Here is a 1536-nt window from a genome sequence, read left to right on the forward strand (position 1 = left end):
CGAGGGTGTCGCAAAAGGTCGGCATTGAAAATAACCCCACAGAAATTTATTGCCTGTTATTGGGACTGGCAACCCATGACAGGCTAAAAATAGCCCATAATATCAGGGCAACTGCCCTTGATAAGTTATACGCTATGGCATGCAAGGTAAATTCCACTCTGACTGCCGATAAACCTCTACGCCGAAAGCGTTCCAGTCCCTGGATCCCACGTAAAGCGGAAAATACCGGTTCTACCATGACTTTTCTCTGACTCAATATCCGTTTTGACTCCAGTTTGGTCATACGTGAACGCCGTTTATCCCGCGCTTTATCTTCCGGGTAACGTTTAATTTTTCTGCCCTTTTTCGCCTGCGTACATTTTTCTTTTTTCGGGCAATCGGCACAGTTTGCTCCCGTATAAACTCGATGCCCACGGCTCTTTTCGGAAGGTTTTACTGTACTGACAGGAAGCAACCTGTCATTGGCCGGGCAGATATAAAGGTCTTTCTCCGCATGATAAATAAACCGCGATTTTGGGTAGATTTTTCTTAGGCTCTGATGCTCATTGCCTTCCGGGCAGAACAACAGAATGTGATGTTTTTGCGTCTCAGCAATCACCTCGTCATGGAAATAACCGGCATCCAATAACAGCTTGTCCGGGTGACGCCCCGATAGATTGAAATTCTGTGCCAATAACGCGGCTATCACTTGGGTTTCACTGGAGGGGTCTACCGTTTGAGCGACAATAATACGTCTGCTGTTGACCAAAACAGACGGTTTATAAGAAGTTGAAAATCCTCTTCCCCGCTTGAGTTTCTGGACGACGGCATCGGGTTCGGTTGGATTGATACGCAGTTGGCTGGCCTCCTTCCCCTTTTTTTCCCGATTTTCTTGTCGGTGCCGTAAGACGTCGGCTCCCTGTTCCAATTGTTTCCTGCGTTTCTCTATCTGCACTGTGGCAGACATTGCCGTGAGGGCATTTTTTTCGCGTGAAATCGCTTCCTGAGTTAAAAGGTGGTAATGAGAACAGGCCGCCTCTATCACTGTCCCGTCACCGGCCAGACACGAAACCCCCGAATGGCTACGGTGCAAAATGGAGAAGGTCAGTGCTTCAAAAAACGGCCCGGTCAGGACAGATTGGTGCTGATAAATGAAACGCCCCAGACTGGCGTGATCGGGCGTAATTCCCTGACTGACAAAAATACAGCCTAAATCGAAACGCGCAAGTCGTTCAAGTTCTCTGAGCGAGCAGTGACCTTTCATGATCCCATAAAGTAGGATCCCCATCATGGAACGGGGAGAATAAGGGGCTCTGCCTGTCGAAGCATAATGGCGTTCAAAGGGAGCCCAATCTTGCTCATCAAGAATGTCAGCCACAATAAATGCGCTACGCTCCCCCATTTGCCTGAGATAATCAGAAAGGGAAAGAGAACCCGCTAAGACAGGTAAGTGCTGAGCGGTGACAAACTGACGTCCAGTATGAATAGAAGGTTCCCGTTTTCGAATGAATAAGGTCATAAAAGATCTGCGCTTAAAAGAAGTACGCAGATCTTAAC

General features: G+C 47.9%; 1 protein-coding gene. It reads right to left on the minus strand.

What is annotated here, in order from left to right; genetic code table 11:
- Positions 1–46 precede the first annotated feature (46 nt).
- Positions 47–1498 (minus strand): transposase, encoded by a 1452-nt coding sequence (locus ACGF5R_RS23920; protein WP_262980994.1) that lies wholly within the window; start codon positions 1496–1498, stop codon positions 47–49.
- Positions 1499–1536 lie beyond the last annotated feature (38 nt).

The organism is Photorhabdus sp. RM71S, assembly GCF_042879355.1.
Taxonomy (GTDB): domain Bacteria; phylum Pseudomonadota; class Gammaproteobacteria; order Enterobacterales; family Enterobacteriaceae; genus Photorhabdus; species Photorhabdus kayaii.